The sequence below is a fragment of the Rhizobium sp. BK456 genome (genome assembly GCF_014194045.1).
GTDB lineage: Bacteria > Pseudomonadota > Alphaproteobacteria > Rhizobiales > Rhizobiaceae > Rhizobium > Rhizobium redzepovicii.
This window is the reverse complement of the sequence record NZ_JACIAO010000003.1, coordinates 117,899-135,469: the sequence shown is the minus strand read 5'-3', so window position 1 is coordinate 135,469 and position 17,571 is coordinate 117,899. Positions and strand designations below refer to the sequence as shown.

General features: G+C 60.9%; 17 protein-coding genes. 6 read left to right on the top strand and 11 right to left on the bottom strand.

Translation table 11 applies throughout. From position 1 onward, the window contains the following. The first annotated feature begins 242 nt into the window (after window positions 1-242). Window positions 243-3,065 carry a DNA gyrase subunit A gene (gene gyrA, locus FHX03_RS10260; protein WP_183853528.1) on the top strand — a complete coding sequence of 941 codons (2,823 nt, stop codon included), beginning with the start codon at window positions 243-245 and terminating at the stop codon, window positions 3,063-3,065. A gap of 335 nt (window positions 3,066-3,400) precedes the next feature. Here the strand turns inward: gyrA and FHX03_RS10255 are convergent, their stop codons facing one another. Continuing rightward, entirely contained in the window at window positions 3,401-3,556 is a 156-nt protein-coding gene (locus FHX03_RS10255; protein ID WP_003539654.1) for a hypothetical protein, read from the bottom strand. Window positions 3,557-3,698: 142 nt separating this feature from the next. Then, window positions 3,699-3,977 carry a hypothetical protein gene (locus FHX03_RS10250; RefSeq protein ID WP_097628909.1) on the bottom strand — a complete coding sequence of 93 codons (279 nt, stop codon included), beginning with the start codon at window positions 3,975-3,977 and terminating at the stop codon, window positions 3,699-3,701. A 90-nt stretch (window positions 3,978-4,067) separates the two neighbouring features. Here FHX03_RS10250 and coaD point away from each other — a divergent pair, with 90 nt between their 5' ends. The 5 genes from coaD to tgt all read left to right on the top strand — a co-directional run bounded on the left by coaD (window position 4,068) and on the right by tgt (window position 8,020). Then, window positions 4,068-4,562 (top strand): pantetheine-phosphate adenylyltransferase, encoded by a 495-nt coding sequence (gene coaD, locus FHX03_RS10245; RefSeq protein WP_097628908.1) that lies wholly within the window; start codon window positions 4,068-4,070, stop codon window positions 4,560-4,562. A gap of 58 nt (window positions 4,563-4,620) precedes the next feature. Then, the gene (locus FHX03_RS10240) at window positions 4,621-5,193 is read left to right on the top strand and encodes a peptidylprolyl isomerase (protein ID WP_183853526.1); all 573 of its coding nucleotides are present in this window, start codon (window positions 4,621-4,623) and stop codon (window positions 5,191-5,193) included. A gap of 28 nt (window positions 5,194-5,221) precedes the next feature. Then, on the top strand, window positions 5,222-5,731 hold the full coding sequence (locus tag FHX03_RS10235; RefSeq protein ID WP_003573154.1) for a peptidylprolyl isomerase: 510 nt from the start codon (window positions 5,222-5,224) through the stop codon (window positions 5,729-5,731). A 76-nt stretch (window positions 5,732-5,807) separates the two neighbouring features. After that, a complete protein-coding gene (queA, locus tag FHX03_RS10230; RefSeq protein WP_097628906.1) occupies window positions 5,808-6,893 on the top strand; it encodes a tRNA preQ1(34) S-adenosylmethionine ribosyltransferase-isomerase QueA in 1,086 nt (361 codons plus the stop codon). Continuing rightward, the gene (tgt, locus tag FHX03_RS10225) at window positions 6,890-8,020 is read left to right on the top strand and encodes a tRNA guanosine(34) transglycosylase Tgt (RefSeq protein ID WP_183853524.1); all 1,131 of its coding nucleotides are present in this window, start codon (window positions 6,890-6,892) and stop codon (window positions 8,018-8,020) included. The genes queA and tgt overlap by 4 nt, the downstream gene beginning before the upstream one ends. Before the next feature lie 2 nt (window positions 8,021-8,022). On the opposite strand, the gene FHX03_RS10220 is transcribed toward tgt, so the two are convergent. The 9 genes from FHX03_RS10220 to FHX03_RS10180 all read right to left on the bottom strand — a co-directional run bounded on the left by FHX03_RS10220 (window position 8,023) and on the right by FHX03_RS10180 (window position 17,484). Then, window positions 8,023-9,105, bottom strand: coding sequence for an acyltransferase family protein (locus FHX03_RS10220; protein WP_183853523.1), 1,083 nt, complete (start codon window positions 9,103-9,105; stop codon window positions 8,023-8,025). Window positions 9,106-9,211: 106 nt separating this feature from the next. Next, window positions 9,212-9,640 carry a DUF4864 domain-containing protein gene (locus tag FHX03_RS10215; protein WP_183853521.1) on the bottom strand — a complete coding sequence of 143 codons (429 nt, stop codon included), beginning with the start codon at window positions 9,638-9,640 and terminating at the stop codon, window positions 9,212-9,214. Window positions 9,641-9,720: 80 nt separating this feature from the next. Beyond that, the gene (gene fabF / locus FHX03_RS10210; RefSeq protein ID WP_183853519.1) at window positions 9,721-10,986 is read right to left on the bottom strand and encodes a beta-ketoacyl-ACP synthase II; all 1,266 of its coding nucleotides are present in this window, start codon (window positions 10,984-10,986) and stop codon (window positions 9,721-9,723) included. Window positions 10,987-10,999: 13 nt separating this feature from the next. Beyond that, window positions 11,000-11,506, bottom strand: coding sequence for a winged helix-turn-helix transcriptional regulator (locus FHX03_RS10205; RefSeq protein WP_183853517.1), 507 nt, complete (start codon window positions 11,504-11,506; stop codon window positions 11,000-11,002). Between the two features lie 59 nt (window positions 11,507-11,565). Then, a complete protein-coding gene (locus FHX03_RS10200; RefSeq protein ID WP_183853940.1) occupies window positions 11,566-12,099 on the bottom strand; it encodes an NUDIX hydrolase in 534 nt (177 codons plus the stop codon). Window positions 12,100-12,229: 130 nt separating this feature from the next. Then, entirely contained in the window at window positions 12,230-13,051 is an 822-nt protein-coding gene (locus tag FHX03_RS10195; RefSeq protein WP_183853939.1) for an inositol monophosphatase family protein, read from the bottom strand. Window positions 13,052-13,082: 31 nt separating this feature from the next. Beyond that, window positions 13,083-14,144: an ABC transporter ATP-binding protein gene (locus FHX03_RS10190; protein WP_183853515.1), complete on the bottom strand. Its 1,062-nt coding sequence runs from the start codon at window positions 14,142-14,144 to the stop codon at window positions 13,083-13,085. Next, window positions 14,141-16,372 carry an ABC transporter permease gene (locus FHX03_RS10185; protein ID WP_183853513.1) on the bottom strand — a complete coding sequence of 744 codons (2,232 nt, stop codon included), beginning with the start codon at window positions 16,370-16,372 and terminating at the stop codon, window positions 14,141-14,143. The genes FHX03_RS10190 and FHX03_RS10185 overlap by 4 nt, the downstream gene beginning before the upstream one ends. 86 nt (window positions 16,373-16,458) lie before the next feature. Further along, window positions 16,459-17,484 (bottom strand): ABC transporter substrate-binding protein, encoded by a 1,026-nt coding sequence (locus FHX03_RS10180; RefSeq protein WP_097628897.1) that lies wholly within the window; start codon window positions 17,482-17,484, stop codon window positions 16,459-16,461. Window positions 17,485-17,571 lie beyond the last annotated feature (87 nt).

The following is a 17,571-nucleotide window of genomic DNA, read 5'->3' as shown; positions in this document are numbered from 1 at the left end:
CGAAAACCCCATATAGCCGCATGGTTTTTATGCGTGGTTTTTGTGATTGTGAAGCGGCGATTCCGATTTGGCAAATATCCCGCGGCGGCCCGCGGCGGATTTGTCCGGTGCGGCCGCGCTACTTGCATGTTTTACCCTCTTTAAGCCGCAAAAGCCTGTTCAAAACGCCCCGTGAAATTGGCGCGGGAACAGGCTTTCCGCTATAAATCTTCAAGTGATTCTAGAAGAGATCGTGATCTGTTTTGACTGAGCAAACACCCCCCGGCGGCGGGAAGCTCCCGCCAGGCATCGAGCCCATTTCCATCATGGAGGAAATGCAGCGGTCGTATCTCGATTACGCCATGAGCGTCATCGTCAGCCGCGCGCTGCCCGACGTGCGCGACGGCCTGAAGCCCGTGCACCGGCGCATCCTTTACGGCATGTCTGAGCTCGGCATCGACTGGAACAAGAAATACGTCAAATGCGCCCGCGTCACCGGTGACGTGATGGGTAAATACCATCCGCATGGCAATTCGGCGATCTACGATGCGCTGGCCCGCATGGCCCAGCCCTGGTCGCTGCGTCTGCCGCTGATCGATGGCCAGGGCAATTTCGGCTCGGTCGACGGTGATCCGCCGGCGGCTGAACGTTACACCGAATGCCGCCTCGAAAAGGCAGCCCATTCGCTGCTCGACGATCTCGACAAGGAAACCGTCGATTTCCGCGACAACTACGACGGCACGCTTTCCGAGCCGGTCGTGGTGCCCGCCAAGTTCCCGAACCTGCTCGTCAACGGCGCCGGCGGCATCGCCGTCGGCATGGCGACCAATATTCCGCCGCATAACCTGTCGGAAGTCATCGACGGCTGTATCGCGCTGATCAACGATCCGGCTATCGAACTGCCGGACCTGATGCAGATCATTCCCGGCCCCGACTTCCCGACGGGTGCGAAGATCCTCGGCCGTGCCGGCATTCGCTCGGCCTATGAGACCGGCCGCGGTTCGGTCATCATGCGTGGTGTCGCGGCCATCGAGCCGATGCGCGGCGACCGCGAGCAGATCATCATCACCGAGATCCCCTACCAGGTGAACAAGGCGACGATGATCGAGAAGATGGCCGAGCTGGTGCGCGACAAGCGCATCGAAGGCATCTCCGACCTGCGCGACGAATCCGACCGTCAGGGGTATCGCGTCGTCGTCGAATTGAAGCGCGACGCCAATGCCGAGGTCATCCTCAACCAGCTTTATCGCTATACGCCGCTGCAGACGTCCTTCGGCTGCAACATGGTGGCGCTGAACGGCGGCAAGCCTGAGCAGCTGACCCTGCTCGACATGCTGCGCGCCTTCGTCTCCTTCCGCGAGGAAGTCGTTAGCCGGAGAACGAAATTTCTGCTGCGCAAGGCGCGAGATCGCGCCCATGTGTTGGTCGGTCTCGCCATTGCCGTCGCCAATATCGATGAAGTCATCCGCGTCATCCGTCAGGCGCCCGATCCGCAGTCGGCCCGCGAAGAACTGATGACCCGCCGTTGGCCGGCCGAAGATGTCGAAAGCCTGATCCGTCTGATCGACGATCCGCGCCATCGCATCAACGAGGACCTGACCTACAACCTGTCCGAAGAGCAGGCCCGCGCCATCCTCGAACTGCGCCTTGCCCGTCTGACGGCCCTTGGCCGCGACGAAATCGGCGACGAACTCAACAAGATCGGCGAGGAAATCAAGGATTACCTCGATATTCTCTCCTCGCGCGTCCGCATCCAGAGCATCGTCAAGGATGAGCTCACTGCCGTGCGTGACGAATTCGGCACGCCGCGCCGCACCGAGATCGTCGATGGCGGCCTCGAAATGGACGACGAGGATCTGATTGCCCGCGAGGACATGGTCGTCACCGTCTCGCATCTCGGCTATATCAAGCGCGTGCCGCTGACCACCTATCGCGCCCAGCGCCGCGGCGGCAAGGGCCGCTCCGGTATGACCACTCGCGACGAGGATTTCGTTAGCCGGCTATTCGTGGTCAACACCCACACTCCGGTCCTGTTCTTCTCCTCGCGCGGCATCGTCTACAAGGAAAAGGTCTGGCGCCTGCCGATCGGCACGCCGACCTCGCGCGGCAAGGCACTGATCAACATGCTGCCGCTCGCCCCCGGCGAGCGCATCACCACCATTCTACCCTTGCCCGAGGACGAGGAGAGCTGGGACAATCTCGACGTCATGTTCTCGACGACGCGCGGTACGGTTCGCCGTAACAAGCTGTCGGACTTCGTCCAGGTCAACCGCAACGGCAAGATCGCCATGAAGCTCGAGGAGGAGGGCGACGAAATCCTCTCCGTCGAGACCTGCACGGAAAATGACGACGTGCTGCTGACGACGGCGCTCGGCCAGTGCATCCGCTTCTCGGTCGACGACGTCCGCGTCTTTGCCGGCCGCAATTCGATCGGCGTGCGCGGCATCAGCCTTGCCGGCGGCGACCGCATCATCTCGATGACCATCGTCCGCCATGTCAACGCCGAGCCGTGGGAGCGCGCCGCCTATCTGAAGCGCGCCGCCAACGACCGCCGCCTGACGACAGGTGAGGCCGAGGAGATCGCGCTGGTCGGCGAGGAAGTCACCGAAGAGGGACAGCTCTCCGACGAGCGTTATGAGGAGCTGAAGCAGCTCGAGCAATTCGTGCTCACCGTCTCCGAAAAGGGCTTCGGCAAGCGTTCGTCGTCCTACGATTTCCGCATCTCCGGCCGCGGCGGCAAGGGCATCCGCGCCACCGACACGTCGAAGACAGGCGAGATCGGTGAACTGGTCGCGGCCTTCCCCGTCGATGATGGCGACCAGATCATGCTGGTTTCCGATGGCGGCCAGCTGATCCGCGTGCCGGTCGGCGGCATCCGCATCGCAAGCCGTGCCACCAAGGGCGTCACCATCTTCTCGACGGCCAAGGACGAGAAGGTCGTCTCTGTCGAACGCATCAGCGAGCCGGAGGAGGATGAGACGGAGGAGGCTGTCGAGGTCGCCGAAGGCGCCGCCACCACCGAGGAAGCGGCTGCCGGCGAGGCGCCGACTGCCGATGGTGACCCGGCCGGGCCGGCTGAGGACTGATCAAGTAAAAAGGGCGGCTTCGGGCCGCCCTCTTCTTTTTAACCCGCGCTCGTCCTTACCGGCCCAAAGAAAAAGCCGGACGCTGGGTGCATCCGGCTTTGAATGGCCTTGGCAGCGGAAGGGGTGCCGCTCAAGGTGGGGAAGGAGTTGGGATAAGAGGAATGTCAGAATGCGCTATGTTTTTCGTTCAGCGCCTTTACCTCTTCACCTTCGCGCCGAAGCGCAGATATTGTCGAGGCTACAGACACTATGAACATGACGCTGATAAGGGCGGTGAGCACTGTCAAGATCGTGAACATAGGCATTCCTTTCCTGGGGAGTTGCGTTCTCGCCCCTCAGTACTGGCCCAGTACGGCCGTCCGGGCCGAAGCATAGGGACCATAAACCTTGGACGTATCAACCTTCTGATCATAGAGAGCGACAGTTGCGGTCAGCATGCCCGTGACCATTACCATCCAGAGCACGTTAATCATCGTAATCTTGCCGGGCATCTTTAGTCCTTCCTGCCGCGATAATCGCATCTATGTATCGGTTGAATGAACGCATCCGTTTTAAAATGGTTCCGCCGGATGTTGACGGGGTGTTTACCAATGCGGATCTGAAGCCTCCTTGAATGTCTCGTTCATCTGGCGTTCAGATTCGAACGTCGTTTTTTGCGCGCAGCCGGCCCTGGGCCCGCACGATCGCGGCATGCTCGGCAAGCTCCGGCCGCACCCAGCTCACTTCGTAGCGATCGGCGAAATAGCCATAGGCTATCTCGGCGGCAAGCGAGGAAACGACGGCAAGTGCAACAAGCACGATCAGCATGGAATTGGTCTTTCGGGAGGCGCCGGACGCCGGAATGGCATCAGCTGCGTTGATGATCTGAGTTAAGCAGATCCTGTCTGAAACCGCCTTGAACGGGCCGTTCATCCACCGTTCAACCGTCCGGGATGATTGGCCAAATCACTTGCGGCAAGCCGGCATCCGTGACAAAAGGCGTCAAACCAACGGTCGGGCCAGATGACGACAGCTTTTTATCCCGGGTCTTTCGACCCGATCACCAATGGGCATGTGGATGTTCTGGTCCAGGCACTGAACGTCGCCGAAAAGGTGATCGTCGCGATCGGTATCCACCCCGGCAAAGCGCCGCTCTTTTCCTTCGAAGAGAGAGCCGAGCTGATCCGCCTTTCGCTGGCGGAAGCGCTGCCCGGCAAGACCGGCGACATCGACGTCGTCGCTTTCGACAATCTGGTCGTCGACGCCGCCCGCGCCCATGGCGCCACGCTTTTGATCCGCGGTCTCCGCGACGGCACCGATCTTGATTACGAAATGCAGATGGCCGGCATGAACAGGACGATGGCGCCCGATATCCAGACCATCTTTTTGCCGGCGGGAACGGCCTCGCGGCCCATTACGGCCACATTGGTCCGCCAGATCGCCGCCATGGGCGGCGATGTCAGCGCCTTCGTGCCGGCCGCCGTCTTGCAAGCCCTCTCATCCAAGCGCCCAGACTGATAAATACGAAGTCTGGCAAGCGCAAAGACCAGGCGAAACCCGCCGCAACGGAGCCCATATGAAACTCTTTTATCTCGCATTTGCCGGCGTGTTGTATCTCGCCTCCTTCGCGGGGGACGCCTTCGCCCAGTCGACCGATCATTATCTCACCATCCAGTTGAAGAACGGCCCCGTCGTCATCCAGCTGATGCCTGAGGTAGCGCCGAAGCATGTCGCCCAGATCGAGGCGCTGGCCAAGAAGGGTGAATACGACAACGTCGCCTTCCACCGCGTCATCGACGGCTTCATGGCCCAGACCGGCGACGTCAAATACGGCAATATGGAAAAGGGTTTCGATGCCAGCCTCGCCGGCACCGGCTCCTCCGACATGCCGGATATTCCGGCTGAGTTCTCCAAGACCCCGTTCGTGCGCGGCACGGTCGGCATGGCCCGCTCGCAGGATCCGAATTCCGCCAATTCGCAGTTCTTCATCATGTTCGCCGACGGCTCCTTCCTCAACGGCCAGTACACCGTTGTCGGCAAGGTCGTGTCCGGCATGGAAAATGTCGACAAGATCAAGCGCGGCGAAGGCCAGAACGGCGAAGTCAAAAGTCCCGACCGGATGATCAAGGTCACCCTGGGCAAGAAGTAAGTTACGAGAGAAACAAGAGGAGAAGACAATGGCCGAGATCAAGGATCCCGAAAACACCATCATTCTGGAAACCACCAAGGGCAAGGTTGTCATTCAGCTTCTGCCGCAGGTCGCCCCGGAGCATGTCGCCCGCATCAAGGAACTCGCCCGCGAAAAGGCCTATGACGGCGTCGTTTTCCACCGCGTCATCCAGGATTTCATGGCGCAGACGGGCGATGTCGAATTCGGCAAGAAGGGCTCGGAAACCTTCAATCCCGGCCGCGCCGGCATGGGCGGCTCCTCCAAGCCGGATCTGAAGGCTGAATTCTCCGCGACCACCCATACGCGCGGCACCTGCTCGATGGCCCGTTCGCAGAACCCGAACTCCGCCAATTCGCAGTTCTTCATCTGCTTCACCGACGCGCCCTGGCTGAACAAGCAGTATTCCGTCTGGGGCCAGGTCATCGAAGGCATGGACAACGTCGACAAGATCAAGCGCGGCGAGCCGGTTTCCGATCCGGACTCGATCGTGTCGATGCGGGTTGCCGCCGACGTCTGATTGTGATTTCTGCTGAAACCCGCTCTTGCGCGTTAACCGCGTGGGGGCGGGTTTCGCTTTGTCTGAAAGTGCCGTTATGCGCGTAGACCTTTTCGATTTCGATCTGCCGGATGAACGCATCGCGTTGCGGCCCGCCGAGCCCCGCGACAGCGCCCGTCTGCTCGTCGTCAACCCCCATGCTGAAACCGTGCTCTCCGATCATCGGGTCGGCGATCTGCCGTCCTTTCTGCGGCCGGGCGATGCGCTGGTCTTCAATGACACCAAGGTCATTCCCGCCCAGCTGGAAGGCATCCGCCATCGCGAGGGTGCGGGCGGCCAGCAGGTGTCGGCAACGCTGCATATGCGCATCGGCCCCAGCCGCTGGAAGGCCTTTGCAAAACCCGGCAAGCGCATCAAGGAGGGCGACCGCATCGCCTTCGGTCATAGCGGCGAAAGCTGCTTTCTTGGCGCGCTCGATGCCACCGTCGAGGAAAAGGGCGAGGCCGGCGAAGTGACGCTCGCCTTCGATCTCGCAGGCCCGGCGCTCGACGAGGCAATCGCCGCCGTCGGCCATATTCCGCTACCGCCCTATATCGCCGCCAAGCGCCCCGATGACGAGCGGGACCGCGCTGACTACCAGACGATCTACGCCCGCGAGGAGGGCGCCGTCGCGGCCCCCACCGCCGGCCTGCATTTCACGCCTGCGCTGTTCGAAGCGCTCGACAGAGCCGGCATCGAACGCCATTTCGTCACGCTGCATGTCGGCGCCGGCACCTTCCTGCCCGTGAAGGCTGACGACACCGTCGATCACAAGATGCACCTTGAAAGCGGCACTGTCAGCCCTGAGACTGCCGCGCAACTGAATGCCGTCAAGGCAAGGGGCGGGCGCATCGTCTGCGTCGGCACGACCTCGCTGCGGCTGATCGAAAGTGCTGCGGAAGAAAGCGGCGAGATCCGCGGCTGGAGCGGCGCCACCGGCATCTTTATCACGCCCGGCTATCGCTTCAAGGCTGTGGACATGCTGATGACCAATTTCCACCTGCCGCGCTCGACACTGTTCATGCTGGTCTCGGCCTTTTCAGGCTTCGAAACCATGCATGCGGCCTATGAACACGCCATTTCGACAGGCTACCGCTTCTACTCCTACGGAGACGCGAGCCTTCTTTTCCGGAAAGACAAATGACAGAAAACTTCCAATTTACGTTGAAGAAGACTGATGCCGGCGCGCGCCTCGGCGAAATTTCCATGCCGCGCGGCACCATCCGCACGCCGGCCTTCATGCCGGTGGGCACCGTCGGCACCGTCAAGGCGATGTATCTCGACCAGGTGCGCGAGACCGGCGCCGACATCATCCTCGGCAATACCTATCATCTGATGCTGCGCCCCAGTGCCGAGCGCGTCGCCCGCCTCGGCGGCCTGCACAAGCTGATCCGCTGGGAACACCCGATCCTGACGGATTCCGGCGGTTTTCAGGTCATGTCGCTCTCCGGCCTGCGCAAGCTCGACGAGCAGGGCGTCACCTTCAAGTCGCATGTCGACGGTAGTCTGCACCATATGTCGCCGGAGCGCTCCATCGAGATCCAGGGGCTGCTCGGCTCCGATATCCAGATGCAGCTCGACGAATGCGTGGCGCTGCCGGCCGAGCCGAAGGAGATCGAGCGCGCCATGGAAATGTCGCTGCGCTGGGCCGAGCGCTGCCGGGTCGCTTTCGGCGAGCAGCCTGGAAAAGCGATGTTCGGCATCGTCCAGGGCGGCGACATCCCGGCGCTGCGTATCCGCTCGGCAGAGGCGCTGAGTCAGCTCGACCTCAAGGGTTATGCGGTCGGCGGCCTTGCTGTCGGCGAACCGCAGGACGTCATGCTGCAGATGCTGGAAACGACGCTGCCGGTGCTGCCGCTGGAAAAGCCGCGCTACCTCATGGGCGTCGGCACGCCTGACGATATGCTGAAATCGGTCGCCCGCGGCATCGACATGTTCGACTGCGTCATGCCGACCCGTTCCGGCCGCCACGGCCTGGCCTTTACCCGCCGCGGCAAGGTCAATATCCGCAATGCCCGCCATGCCGAGGACATGCGCCCGCTTGACGACCAGTCGAACTGCCCGGCCTCGCGCGATTATTCACGCGCCTATCTGCACCATCTCGTCCGCTCCAACGAAGCACTCGGCGGCATGCTGCTCTCCTGGCACAATCTGGCCTACTACCAGGAACTGATGCAGGGCATCCGCAAGGCAATCGCCGAAGGCCGCTTCGCCGATTTCATGGCGGAGACGATGGAGGAATGGGCGAGAGGCGACCTCGAACCGGTGTAAGGCTACGTCACCCCCGCCTGGCTTTCCGAGGTAACCTTGGACACCGGACTTGGTGCAACCATCATTCTGAGCTTTTTGCGCACCGGCTCGTCGAAGCGAATGGCGACGACGCTGGCCACAATGAAAATCGCTATCACGACGACCATACCGGCCGCAGGGGAGGCCGGGAGGTCAAAGCCTCTTTGCCGCAGTAAATGCAGTAACTCGAAGATAGGCGCATGCAGGATATAAATCGGATAGGAAACTATCCCCAGCCAGCGGAATACCAGCTCGACAAGGCCGGTCTGCCTCGTGCGCATTGCGATCCAGACAATGGCTGGGAAAATCACCAAGCACATGAAAAGATCAAAATAGGGAAAACCGTAGAATGTGCTCGCGGGTATATTCGTGATCACAATCAGGCAACCACAGAGGAAAATGCCGATGGTGTTGCCTCTATTGAATGCATTCGGCAGCCGAACCTCGTACAACCTGTAAAGGCAGATCCCGAGCGAGAACGAGAACAAAATTCTCGAGAAGCCAAATCCGAAGTAGCCCGCCTGATGGCCAATGTCGAAATTGCCTCCAAGGGCTCCGTACAAGGTGATACCCGCTGTCCCGAGGGCGATGGCGAGCAAGATTCTGGACGAAAGTCGCACCAGAAGAATGGAGAACAGCACTCCAGCCCAGAGTTCGAAGAAGAGCGACCAACTCGGCCCGTTTAACGGAAAGGCGCCGCCCGTGCCTGCGTTTGGAATGAATAGAATCGCCCGCAGCAGAAGGCCGGCCAGGGTAAGGTAATCGAAGCCGAATTGAATTGAATAGCTGACAAGGCCAACAGGAAGAGAAAGCAGGTAAACAGGATAAAGCCGAATGATCCGCTGCAGCAAAAATCTGGCAGGCGAAATCTGTTCCGTTGCCAGTTGCTTTTCGTATGAATTTGCCAGAACCACACCGCTCAAAAGAAAGAAGAAGTCGACGGCAAGGTAACTTATATTCGCCCGGATCGGACCAAGCGTGCCAGCGGTATGCAACAACATGACCATGATAGCCGCGATTCCTCGCAATGCCTCAAGAGCCGTGAAAAATCGCTTGCCAGTCTTCAACCTGCCAATCCTCCGCTGGCGGATTTTTACTCCAGCACGATTTCAAAATAGTTAGTGGAACGGATCCAGGGGCTGGGCATTGTTTCATCCAGCCAAGAATAGCGCGTCAGATGCCCTTGCTGTCGGCATCCGGCATGATCTGCACGCCGTTGATCCTGTAGCTGCCGTCCGGCTGGCGGGTGATCTGGTAGATCGCCGTCCAATCCTTGCCGTCGCGGCCGGAGATCAGCACCTCGTGATAGATCAGCGCGCCGTTGTCGATCGAGCGGCTGCGGCCGAAGGCGTAGTTGCCGGGATGATAGACCGGCTCGTAGCTCTTCTTCACCATGGCGAAGAAAAGGTTCTTGTCGGGATACATCGCCCTGATGCCAGGAGCGGCGAAGGAATAGGCGGTTTCGGCGTCGTCCTTGAGGAAGGCTTTGATCTGTTCTTCGATCATCGTCCGCGTCGTGTCGATGGGGTCTTCGGCGCGAGCCGAGACTGTGGAGAAGAGGGACGCGGCACACAGAATGACAACTGCGAAGAAGGCGCGCATGGGGAATCTCCCGCTCTATCGGAGAATGATCCCCGATAGAGCAGAAGTGTAGGCGATTTTTTACTTAAGAAAAGCGGACTTTACGACCAGCGGCGGAAGAGGGCGCTGGCATTGACTCCGCCGAAGCCGAAACCGTTGGTGATGGCGTAGTCCATCGTCAGCGGCCGCGCCATCTTGCCGACGATATCGATCCCATCGGCGACGGCATCGGCGTGATCCAGGTTGCGGGTCGGCGGCGCGATCTGATCGCGTAGCGCCAGGATGGTGAAGATCGCCTCCAGCCCGCCGGCAGCACCCAGCAGATGGCCGGTCGCCGATTTCGTCGCGCTGACGGCAATGCCGCCATCCCGGCCGAAGACCGTGGCGATCGCCGCGATCTCGCCTTTGTCGCCGACCGGTGTCGAGGTCGCATGCGCGTTCAGATGCTTGACCTCGGACGCCGGGATCTTCGCCTGCCGGAGCGCTGCTTCGATCGCCCGGCGCGCGCCGTCGCCGTCTTCGGGACCTGAGGTCATGTGGTAGGCGTCCGCTGCCGTGCCGTAGCCGACGAGTTCGGCAAGCGGCGTCGCGCCGCGAGCAAGTGCATGCTTCAGCGTTTCGATCACCAGGATGCCGGCGCCTTCGCCCATGACGAAGCCGTCGCGCAACGTGTCGAAGGGCCGCGACGCCAGCTCCGGCGTTTCGTTGAAGCCGGTGGAAAGGGCACGCGCCGCGGCAAAACCGCCAAGGCTCACCTTGTCGATGCAGGCTTCGGCGCCGCCGCAGATCGCCACATCCGCTTCGCCGGAACGGATCAGCCGCGCCGCATCGCCGATCGCCTGGACGCTGGCCGCGCACGCCGTCACCGGCGCGCCGAGCGGGCCCTTGAAGCCGTAGCGGATGCTGACCTGGCCGGCGGCGAGGTTGACGAGGAAGGAGGGCACGGTGAAGGGAGACAGTCGCCGCACGCCGCGCGCCTCACCGATCCGGACTGCCTCGGCGATGGCAGGAAAGCCGCCGACGCCCGAGGCGATGATCGTTGCCGTGCGTTCGCGCGCGCCTTCGTCGGTTGGCATCCATCCGGCCTGCTTCACCGCTTCCTCCGCCGCCGCCATGGCGAACTGGATGAAGCGGTCCATCTTCTTTTGGTCCTTGGGCGTGATGTAACGGTCGGGATCGAAACCGGCCTCCGCATCCTCTGTGGTATCAGGAACGATGCCGCCGACCTTGGCCGGCAGCTCGCCGACGATATCGTCCGAAAGCAGCCTCAGCCCCGACCTGCCGTCAAGAAGGCGCCTCCAGGCGAGCTCGACGCCTGTGCCGAGCGGCGAGACAAGTCCCATGCCGGTGACAACGATGCGATCCATTATATTTTCCTCTCTATGCGTCGATGCCGAGATACCAGGCGCGCATGCGGGCGATCCGCTCGTGCACCGCGTCGTCGGCTGCGGGGCCTGCAAGCAGGCTGGTGTTTTCGGGAGTCACTTCTTCGCCGGTCCGTGCGTCGACCAGCACCGCCTCGCGCTCTTTTCCGGAGGCGGCGTCGCCGAGCAGAAAGGCAAGATCTTCTTCGGGAATGTGCCGGCTTCCCCAGGAAAACAGCGTCATCAGCACCGGAAAGAAATCGAGGCCCTTGTCTGTCAGCCGATATTCGTAGCGGGCAGGGCGCTGATGATAGAGCCGCCGTTCGAACAGCCCCTGATCCGTCAGGTGTTTCAGCCGCCGCGTCAGGATGTTCGGCGCCACCCCGAGGCTCTTCTGGAAATCGTCGAAGCGCGACAGCCCCTGAAAGGCATCGCGCAGGATGAGGATGCTCCACCAGTCGCCGACGCTGTCGAGCGCGCGCGCTGCCGGGCATTTGAATTGGCTGAAGCTCGTCCGTTGCATAGGGATGTCACTATAGCAGTGACTATCATCATGCAAGTAACTAATGGAGGTGACAGCTGTCAGCGAGGATCGCGCTTCCTGCGCGGGCGAACTTCAAATTCGACGAGCAGCGACTTGAGTTCGATCTCGCGAACGCGTCGTGCCGCTTCATCGGGGCTGACCCATTCCAAAATGCGCTGGCCTTGCTCCTTGAAGTCGTTGGTGATCTCGACGACTTCAACCTGAAACAAATCGACGATGCAGGGAGCTACGTCGCCATCGTCGAGGTCCTTCAGATAGGTGTAGCGGCCGACCGGTTTCTTCCTCACCGTCCCGCGCACGCCTGCTTCCTCCCAGGCTTCGATCGCTGCCGCTTCAAACGGCTTCTTCCCTTTCATCGGCCACCCTTTCGGAATGACCCAGCGCGCGCTCTCGCGCGATGTGATCACGAGGATTTCGATTCCCGCTCCGTCATTGGCGTAGCGGAAGCAAATCGCGCCGTATTGTTGGCGGAATGCCCCCGAAAACAGCTTGGCAGGAACGGCGGCGAGCTGCCGCAGCAATGGCTGAGACTTGTCTGGTCGAGGCTTGCTGCGTTTTTTCGGAGTCTTCATGGCAATTGGGGATTGTTGAATTTGCTGATTCTTCACCCGCCTGAGCGTGTTCATGGCAGATTATGATAATCAGTTGTAGGCGCAACCATCCGCCGTTGTCAGCCGTGCGCTCGCCGCCACGCAGCCTGCTTTATAGTGCGGTTCTATTACCGTCGCGCAGATTGTGAATCGCCAACAATTCCGGATATGCGGAAACATTGCTGGCCAGGACGGGATGCCCCTTGAACAAATCTTCGCCCTCGGTCGGGAAGGGCAGGTACCGGCCGCCGGCTTCTTTCACAAGGCAATAACCCGCCATGCAGTCCCAAGCCCGCATGTGAGGTTCATAATAGCCGACGAGACGCCCTGCAGCCACATAGGCAAGCATCAGCGCTCCGGAGCCGTTCCGAATAAACGTGCCGCCGCTGGCGAGCAACGCAGTTATGATGGAGCCGACAACCTCCGGAGCGACGTGCGTATTGCAGCCAATGCCCGTCATGGCGTTCTGTATCGTGCGGGAGGGATCGAGCAAAAGCGTCTCGCCATTCAAGCTCGCGCCGAGGCCAAGGGCTGCGGCATAAAGCTCATTCGCGCAAGGCGCTTGGATCACGCCGACGATCGGGACGCCTTGGTAGAGGACAGCGACCGAAACGCACCAGGTGGGCATGCCATTGACGAAGGGCGCCGTGCCGTCGATCGGATCGACAACCCAGGTATAGCCGGAACGTCCCGCTTGATGGCCAAACTCCTCGCCGAGGAAACCGTCCTCGGGAATTGCTTTTGCAACCCGCTCGCGCAGAAAGGTCTCGACGTTCCGATCCGCGATCGACACGACGTCCTGAAGATCGCGCTTTGTCTCGATCACAAGAGTCTCTCGCTTGTTGAAATAATCGAGCGCCAAAGCGCCAGCCTCCTCAGCAAGGGATTTGGCCAGGGCGAAGCGCCGTTCCAGGTCGGTGTCATGCATAGTCATGTTGCTATCCTTTATTCGCATTTCAAAAATTTCAGGCATTGATCAGCGCAATGCCGCGGTTCTCGAACCCGAGTGTGACATCGCTCGCAGGCGACAGGTTTCTTTCAACGGCATGGTCGATGATAAAAAGCGTTCCGACATCAGTTTCGATCTCATATTCGACATGTCCGCCAAGATAGGCACTATGGAGCACGCGTCCCGCCAGACCCTCGTGGCCGGCTGCCGCTATGGAGATCGATCCGGGCCTGACGGCGAGTTTTGCCATGCCGAGCTTTGCGCTGCGGCTTGGCAAACGATAATCCACGCCGGCCACGCGGATAAGCGCCTCCGTCCCTTCGAGGCCGATCACCTCGCAGGGAATGACATTGGCCTCGCCCATGAAATCGGCGATGAAGGACGATGCCGGCGCTTCATAGAGCTCACGCGGCGTCCCGGACTGGGCAATCTCACCATCCTTCATGACGATGATGCGGTCGGACACCGCCAGAGCCTCATCCTGGTCATGGGTGACATAAACGGCGGTGAAGCCGAGCCGTTGCTGCAGTTCGCGGATTTCCGTGCGCACCCGGCGGCGCAGGCGTGCATCGAGGTTGGAGAGCGGTTCGTCGAGCAGCAGCACCTGCGGCTCGAGCACGAGCGCGCGGGCAACTGCGACGCGTTGCTGCTGGCCCCCGGAAAGCTCGGCCGGCAGGCGATGGCCCATGCCCGCGAGGCCGACGAGCTTTAATCCTTCCTCCGCCTTTTCCCGCGCTTCCTTCTTGCCGAGGCCCGACGACTGCAGACCGTAAGCGACATTATCGAGCGAAGTCATATGCGGAAACAGGGCATAGGACTGAAACACCATCGAGACATCGCGCTCATTGGCGGGCAGCATGGTAACGTCGGCGCCGCCGATCAGAATACGCCCGGATGTCGGATGCTCGAGCCCGGCCAGCATACGCAGCGTGGTGGTTTTGCCGCAGCCGGATGGGCCGAGCAAGGTCACCAGTGTGCCCGCCTCGATGGAGAGGGAAAGGTCCGGAATGGCCGTGAATGCACCGAAAGACTTGCGGACATTCTGGAAGGTGACGGAACCGGGTTTGACGGTGATCATGCGGTTTTCTCCTGACCGAGAGGAACAGAGGGAGCTGAGCTGGTGCCGACGACGCGATTTTCGCGGCGTAGGCAGCGCTCGCCGACGACGAGCTGGAAGCCGGCGATGACAATGCTCATCACCACGATCAGCATGGATGAATAGGCGATCGCCACGCCGTACTCCCCATTCTCGACGAGGCCGACGATATAGGACGTGGCCATGTTGTATTCCGCGCTGACGAGGAAGATGACAGCGCTGATCGAGGTTATGGCGCGAACGAAAGAGTAGACCAGGGCAGCGGTGATGGCTGGCCGCAGCAGCGGCAGGATCACCTTGCGGATCGTCCGGAAACTGTCCGCACGCAAAGTCAGCGAAGCCTCGTCCAGGCTCTTGTCGAGCTGGCTCATCGCCGCGATCCCGCCGCGTACGCCGACCGGCATATTGCGGAAGACGAAGCAGAGGATGAGGATCAGCGCCGAGCCGGTCATCTCGATCGGAGGCAGGTTGAAAGCCATGATGTAGCTGACGCCGATAACCGTTCCGGGGATGGCGAAGCTCATCATCAGCGCGAATTCGAAGACGTTCCGCCCGACGAATTTCTGCCGTACGATGATATAAGCCGTGAGCAGGCCCACCGCAGCGGTCAGGGGCGCGGAGACGAGCGCGATTTCCATCGTCGTCCAGAAGGAGTTCCACGCCACGCCGGTCCACGCGATTGCGCCATTGTCGAAACCGATCGAGAAGGCGCGAGCGTAATGGTCGAGCGTCAGCGAGTTGTCGAGGCCCCAGGTTTTCACGAAGCCGCCGATCAGGATCATTCCATAAACGATGACGGTGAAAATCATCCACGGAACGACCACCGCATGCACGGCAATGAAAAGGCCCCGCGGCAATGCGATATGAGCGCCGCTGTCGCCCTTGCCGGTGACCGTGGCGAAGCTTTTGCCCGATAGCCAGAGACGCTGGGCAAGGAATGCCGAGAGAGTGAAGCAGAGGAGCACGATGGCAAGAACGGCCGCGCGCGACGGATCGTTCTGCGATCCGACGACGGCAAAGAAGATTTCCGTCGAAAGTACGCCATGCGTGCCGCCGAGCACGAGCGGATTGCCGAAATCGGCCATGCTCTCGATGAAGCCGATCAGGAAGGCGTTGGCGAGACCGGGCTTCATCAGTGGCAGGGAGACGCGCCAGAACGTTCGCCAACGACCGGCACGCAGGGTCTGCGATGCCTCCTCCATCGAGGGGCTGACGCCTTCGACGACGCCGATAAGAACGAGGAAGGCGATCGGCGTAAAGGAGAGCACCTGGGCGATCCAGATGCCGGTGAGCCCATAGAGCCAGCGGCCTGGCTCGATACCCAACAGGCTCGACAAGGTCTCGGTGATAACGCCGGCGCGGCCGAACAGCAGCGTCAGCGCCAGGCCAATGACGAAGGGCGGCGTGATGATCGGCAGCACCGTCAGCAGGCGCAATCCCTTTTTGAAAGGAAAACGCGTGCGCGTCGCCACCAGCGCAAAGCCGAGGCCGAGCAGGGTCGAGCAGGAAGCTGTCATGAGGGCGAGAAGGAGTGTGCGCCAGGCAACACCGCAACGTTCTTCGCCCGCTATGCAGGCCAGGCTCCAAATGCCGGGGTCCTGGATGTTGCGTATAAGACCATCCGGATTGAAGGAACCATCGAAATCCTGCACCGAAGCGATGAACATGCTGCCGATCGGGTAGAAAACGAAGACGGTGACCAGGAATGCAAGGATGGAAATCGAGCCGACGATGAAGGCGTCTCCCTTCATCACTCCGCGTTCGGCCAGTCCGAAGGCAAAGAGGAGAACGAAGACGAGCGCCAGGAGGACCGCGCCGGCACCCATCGAAGGCTGTCCTTCGGACAACATGCCGAACAGGTTTTCACTGATTGCCCAGGTCCAGCCGGAAAAGCCGATTGCCAGTCCCTGCAGAGACAGGAAGACGAGGCCGACGGCGCCGATCCAGGCGAGCAGGGTTCCGCGCCGCATCGGATTGCCCACCAGACGCGCCAAACAGCCGAGCAGAAAGAGCAGGACAACGCCGGCAAGCCAACTTCTTCCATGCTGCAGGATTTGTAGCAGGCCTGGCGCCGTATCGGCGGAGAACGGGAATACAGACAGCCATTTGAATCCGAAGAAGCCGCCCTCGATGCGATACCACGGGACCAGGATCAGGGCAGCCGCTCCCAGGCCAAGGACGATGTCCAATCGGCGATTGCCACGTCTCATGGCATACCTCTTATTTCACGTTGATGAAATGGGAGAATGGAGCGGCATCCCGGATTCGTCCGGGATGCCACGTCATTCATCGATCTTCAGTTGGCAATGGCGCCGACTTCCCGGTCCCAGCGCTCAAGCAGGGCCTTGCGCTTTGCCGGATCGCCATAGGTCTTGAAGTCGTAGTCGATCAGCTTGATGTCTTCGAACTTCGGCGCTTCCTTCGGCACCTCCGCCGATTTGTTCGACGGCAGCTGGAAGGACTTGGCATCCTTCATGCGCGACTGAACTTCGGGCTGCAGCGCCCAGTCGTACCAGACCTTGGCATTGTCGAGATTGCGGGCGCCTTTGATGATCGACATGGAGCCGATTTCATAGCCGGTGCCCTCGCATGGCGCGACCGACTTGACCGGAAAGCCTTCGGCGGTCTGGGCGACGGCATCATGCATGAACACGATACCAAGCGCCGTTTCGCCCCGCGCCGCAGCCTTGACCGGAGCCGATCCGGACTTGGTGTATTGCGAGACGTTGGCGTTCAGCTTTTTCAGATAGTCGATGGCCTGGTCTTCGCCCATGATCTGCACCAGTGAAGCGAGAGCTGTATAGGCCGTGCCCGACGAGTTCGGATTGGCGATCTGGATTTCGCCCTTCAATTCCGGCGCCAGGAGATCGGCCCAGCAACGGGGTTCTTTATAACCCTTGGTCTTGAAGATCTCGGTGTTGTAACCCCAGCCGAGCGCACCGGCATAGACGCCGACCGTCTTGAAGCCGGTGCTCTCCGCCTGCTTTTTGGCCCAATCCTGCAGCTGGTCGAGCATCGGCGACTTGTACTCCAGTGTCAGGTTTTCCGATGCTGCCTGAACATGCGGATCACCCGTGCCAGCCCACCAGATGTCGGTCTTCGGATTGCGAGCCTCGGCGCGTATCTTGGCATAGGTCTCGCCCGAGGACAGGCGCACCATATTCACCTTAATGTCGTGAGCCTTTTCAAAGTCGCCCTGCATCTGTTCGCAGATGACGACATCGGCCGAGCAGATGAGGTTGAGCTCGCCAGCGGCCTGGACCGAACCGGCAGCCAGCGCCGTTCCGGCAAAGAGAAGCGTGGAAAGAACTGTCAGTCGCATGGGTATCCTCCTGTTGCTTGCGTCTGAGAGGGTGTTGGGTCAGCGGCACACGCGCTGCCCGTCGCGGCGCGTCGATCGCACCGTGTG